Annotated in this window: 5 protein-coding genes; all 5 read left to right on the top strand. The window is 37.4% G+C overall.

The window, feature by feature from the left end; translation table 11 throughout:
* The first annotated feature begins 291 nt into the window (after window positions 1-291).
* The 5 genes from JHD79_RS22315 to JHD79_RS22295 all read left to right on the top strand — a co-directional run bounded on the left by JHD79_RS22315 (window position 292) and on the right by JHD79_RS22295 (window position 4,603).
* On the top strand, window positions 292-627 hold the full coding sequence (locus tag JHD79_RS22315) for a MerR family transcriptional regulator (protein ID WP_199121573.1): 336 nt from the start codon (window positions 292-294) through the stop codon (window positions 625-627).
* Entirely contained in the window at window positions 614-1,318 is a 705-nt protein-coding gene (locus tag JHD79_RS22310) for a murein L,D-transpeptidase family protein (protein WP_199121572.1), read from the top strand. Before JHD79_RS22315 ends, JHD79_RS22310 begins: the two co-directional genes overlap by 14 nt.
* Window positions 1,319-1,380: 62 nt before the next feature.
* Entirely contained in the window at window positions 1,381-2,187 is an 807-nt protein-coding gene (locus JHD79_RS22305) for a hypothetical protein (protein WP_199121571.1), read from the top strand.
* On the top strand, window positions 2,177-4,219 hold the full coding sequence (locus JHD79_RS22300) for a helix-hairpin-helix domain-containing protein (protein WP_199121570.1): 2,043 nt from the start codon (window positions 2,177-2,179) through the stop codon (window positions 4,217-4,219). The genes JHD79_RS22305 and JHD79_RS22300 overlap by 11 nt, the downstream gene beginning before the upstream one ends.
* Before the next feature lie 6 nt (window positions 4,220-4,225).
* Entirely contained in the window at window positions 4,226-4,603 is a 378-nt protein-coding gene (locus JHD79_RS22295) for a DUF4131 domain-containing protein (protein WP_199121569.1), read from the top strand.
* The last annotated feature ends 111 nt before the right edge of the window (window positions 4,604-4,714 follow it).

Genomic DNA, 4,714 nt, shown 5'->3' with positions numbered 1-4,714 from the left:
ATATGATGCCCCTTACTTTTGAAAAAATCTAAAAATGTCTGTCTTATTTCTTTTGCTGTCATTTTATGGAATTGCTGTATTATTGAATATTTCTATTGTTGGAACGTTATAAAAGTTGAAAGATGGGCTAACTGTTTAATCGCTTAACCGATAAGGCTACCAAGCCCTCACCAAAACTCCTTTTTTATCCACGCAACAAAATTATAATTTTATTGTGGTTTTCTGCTAAAATCAATTTACATTTGAACACTTCAAGTAAATCGTACAAACCTTTAATAATCAGTATCAAACATGCCATACAAAGAGAGAGAAATAAACAAAATGTATTATACGATGGGCGAAGTGACCGAAATGTTTGACGTAAATGCATCACAAATCAGGTTTTATGAAAAAGAATTTGAAGTGCTGCGTCCTAAAAAAAATAAAAAGGGAAATCGGTTATTTACACCAGAAGATATAGAGAACCTGAAAATTATTTTTCACTTGGTAGATGAAAAGGGCTTTACATTAAAAGGCGCAAAAGAGCATTTAAAAAACAACAGCAATGAGGTTAAGGAAAATCAAAAAGTAATCGCTTCCCTAGAAAAGCTAAAAGATTTCTTATTGAAATTAAATGATGAAATTTAATTGCAGCAAAACTTTTTTCATTATATCTATACTATTTATATATGCCTGCCAGGACAATACTCAAATAGATAAGCCCTTATACAAGGACCCTATACTCAAATATACCATTTTCCAAAGTGATTTGGACAAGTATATATCCTATAGAAACATTACAGACACCACAGGAAAAACAAAGGAATACCTACAGCTTTTAAAAGGAGTCGTATTACGCCTAAAGAATACTACTGCAGCCATGACTTATGAAAAAGCGGTAAATGATGCAGAAGATTTTTTAAGACGGAAAAATATGATCAACAAAGTGCTAGTGGTCAAAAATGAACGGAAAATGTATTTGCTAAAGGACAAAAAAATTATTAAAACCTATCCCATTTCACTTGGCCCTAACCCAATTGGGCAAAAGGAATATGAAGGTGACGGAAAAACTCCAGAAGGAACATACACATTAGATTGGCAAAAATGGAACAGTTCTACCCTTCATTCTTTCCATATCTCCTATCCCAACAAATTAGATTCGATAAGAGCTAAAATGAAAAACCTACAAGTGGGCAGTAACATTATGGTACATGGTACTTCCATGGGGGCCAAAAAGAAAAAAGATTGGACCAATGGCTGTATTGCCCTGTCCAACAACGATATGAACGAATTTATGCACATGGTATTTCAGGATACCCAAATAGAAATCAGGAAGTAATTATGCATAATAGTTTTGTAGATAATGATAAATAACATAAATTGGCAATACCAAACAGGCCTATGCGTAGAATTTTACTAGTTTTTTTTTGTTTAACCTTTATTGTCCATACCGTAAGCGCCCAGTATAATCAAGGTGCAAGACTTACTGCTATGGGAAATAGTTCAGCTGCAGTAAAGGACATCTGGAGCTTAAATGCCAACCCCTCTGGCATTACCGATCAAAAATCACCAATTGCAGCCCTCAATTACGCCAAATACCTATTTGGAGATGATCTTAGCGAGCAAAGTTTTGCTTTTGTACTTCCCTTTAATGGAAATTTTGCTGGTTTTAGCATCAATAGATACGGCATCAGCGAATTTAATGAAATAAAGGCAGGCATGGCATTGGCCAAAAAATTTGGCGAGGCACTATCGATTGCCGTTAAGGCCAATGTACATCAGCTCAAAATTACAAATTATGGCGCTTCCACTACCTTTACGGTAGATGTAGGGGCAAATTATGAGCTAAACAAACAACTGGCCTTCGGTGTATACGTTAACAATCCTTCGGCACAAAAATATAAAGCCAGCAATGTGGCTGCGCATATTCCCAGTGCGGTGCATTTGGGTGCTACCTACAGCCCTTCAAACAAGATCATCATTGCCACCACCATTACCAAAGACTTTGATCAAAAGTTTGATGTAGGTATGGGTATCGATTATAAGTTTTATGAGCTTTTAAGCTTGCGAGGAGGCATTACAGCCAAACCCTTTAAACAATATTTTGGAATAGGTTTAAATTATCAAAAATTCATGTTAGATATCGCGGTAGAAAGTCACCCGCAAATTGGTTATACCCCTCAAATTGGTTTGTCATATGCGTTTTAAACTTTTAGTATTAGTCGCTTTTTTGCTAATTGGTTTTGCGGCTAAGGCACAAACTCAGGAAGACCAGTTAATTAAGGATTTAATCGAGAGCATTGCAGAAAACCTACCTGAAGATTATGACCTATCAGAATTACAGGATAGGTTAACCTATTATAGAAAAAATCCGATTAACCTGAACAATACCAATGCCGAAGAACTCAAAACCTTGGTGTTTCTTTCGCCCTTACAGATCAGCAACCTCTTCCAACATATTAAACAAAATGGTAAGTTAATCGATGTACTAGAACTACAGAGCATTCCTGAGTTTGATGTACAAACCATACAACGCTTATTGCCTTTTGTTACTTTAGAGCAATCTACCCTGTTCGACAGAATTACGGTCAAAAACCTGGTCAATTTGGGTAATAACGACCTATTGGTAAGGTATGGACGGGTGTTGGAAAAATCAAAAGGTTACAACGATTTACCCGGAAGTAGATACCTCGGTACGCCAGATAGGTACCTGTTTAGGTATAAATATAATTATTCCAATCGGGTATCGGCATCATTGGTGTTTGAAAAAGATGCAGGTGAGTATTTTTTTAATGGTCCTAAACAGTATCCTTTCGACTTTCTATCTGGACACGTTGCATTTTTCAATACGGGAAGGTTTAAGAAGGTCGTACTTGGAGATTATACCATGCAGTTCGGACAGGCCCTAACATTATGGTCGGGCTTTGCTTTTGGCAAAGCACCAGATGTGGCCAGCGTGGTTAAACGTGACGTGGGTTTAAAGCCTTATACCTCGGCCAATGAATTTGCCTTTTTAAGAGGTGCCGCTACGACGGTTACTGTTTTAAAAAACGTGGATTTTACCCCCTTTTTCTCCTTTAGAAAATTGGATGCCAGCCTAAGCCTTGATGCCAATGGCGAAAATGTAATTACCAGTATTAACGAAACCGGCCTACACCGTACCGAGAGCGAAATTAGGAACAAGAACAGTACCGAACAGATCGTTTATGGTGGTGTACTTCAATATAGAACAAATGCATTGAGCCTCGGTGCTATCGGCTACCATACTTCCTTTAACAATGCTTTCGTAACTGGCTCGGGCCTGTACCGTAATTTCAACTTTACGGGCAAAGAACTGACCAATGTGGGAGCCAATTACAGCTATACCTTTAAGAACATGTATTTCTTCGGTGAAATTGGGAAAAGCCTAGATGCTGGTTTAGCTTATGTGAATGGAGCATTGGTGAGTTTATCGGCAACCGTATCTGCTGTGGTCTTACATAGAAACTATCAAAAGAATTACCACAATTTTTTCAATCAGGCTACTGCCGAAGCCAGTGAAGCTTTTAATGAAAAAGGCTTTTATGCAGGTTTGAATATCAATCCATCAAGAGCTTGGAGCATACAGATTTATGGTGATTATTTTAAATTCCCATGGTTGAAATTTAGGGTCGATGCCCCTTCTGATGGCTACGAATTTCTTGGTCAGGTGACCTATACCCCTAATAAAACCTTCAGGGCAATTTTACGATACAAATCTGAGGTTAAACAACAAAATACAGATCTTACCGTACCGTTTAACTACCTAGACGATGTAAAAAGGGAAACCTATAGGGCTGAAGTAAAATGGGCCTTGAACAGGTTTTTCGGCTTTCAGAACAGGCTAGAGATTGCACAATATAAAAAGGGTGCAGCTAATGCGGAGTTTGGGTATTTGTTCTACCAAGACATTAATTATTCTCCACTTTCATCGAGATTTTCTGGAAATTTAAGGGTGGCCTATTTCAATACCGCTTCTTATAATAGCCGTATTTACGCCTATGAAGATGATGTTTTATATAACTTTACGTTTGGACTGTACAACGGAAAAGGGATCAGAACTTATGCAAACTTAAAATATAGGCTTGCCAAACGATTAGACCTATGGGCCAGATATGCCTTGTACAACTATGAAAATGTGGAAACGGTAGGCTCTAGTTTGGATGAAATTAAAGGAAGTCAAAAATCGGAGGTCAGGCTGCAACTGCGTTATCAATTTTAATATGTTTTGATATTCAAATCTGAAATAGTATTCGTAAAGATTTTACTGCCTTTAATATGTGGTATCACCTTAGCCTATTCTATTCAGTCTGTGCAATGGCTTAACTATACCACTATTGCATTTTGCACCTGCCTATTTTTTGCAGCCTTCGTTAACCTCTTCTACAAAAGGTTGAAGATATGGAAGTACAAAAAACTAACTTCCATTTTCTATTATTTGATTTTCTTTCTTTTTGGCGCTTTTTTATGTTTCCTACAGACTGACTTTACCCAACCTCACTATTTTGCTGCACAAGATGTACAGTACCTTAAGGGATCGATTGACAGTGAGCCTCAACAAAACAATGATATTCTTCGTTTCGAGATCAAGCTGGCCAAGTCCTGAAGTCAAATTCGGCAGGATTATAAGGTGGTTCAACTGGCAAATGTTTGGCCGGTATCAATACCTCATCTCCATAATTAAGCTTCAAGGGATGTAAAGTGTCTAGCTTTAAAG

It is taken from the genome of Pedobacter sp. ASV28, assembly GCF_016428855.1.
Taxonomy (GTDB): Bacteria; Bacteroidota; Bacteroidia; order Sphingobacteriales; family Sphingobacteriaceae; genus Pedobacter.
The sequence above is the reverse complement of the archived record's forward strand: the minus strand, read 5'-3'. Positions and strand labels throughout refer to the sequence as shown.

Coding starts and splice junctions, on each gene's coding strand:
- JHD79_RS22310 (WP_199121572.1), top strand. CDS start 614: ATGATGAAATTTAATTGCAGCAAAACTTTTTTCATTATATCTATACTA.
- JHD79_RS22305 (WP_199121571.1), top strand. CDS start 1,381: ATGCGTAGAATTTTACTAGTTTTTTTTTGTTTAACCTTTATTGTCCAT.
- JHD79_RS22300 (WP_199121570.1), top strand. CDS start 2,177: ATGCGTTTTAAACTTTTAGTATTAGTCGCTTTTTTGCTAATTGGTTTT.
- JHD79_RS22315 (WP_199121573.1), top strand. CDS start 292: ATGCCATACAAAGAGAGAGAAATAAACAAAATGTATTATACGATGGGC.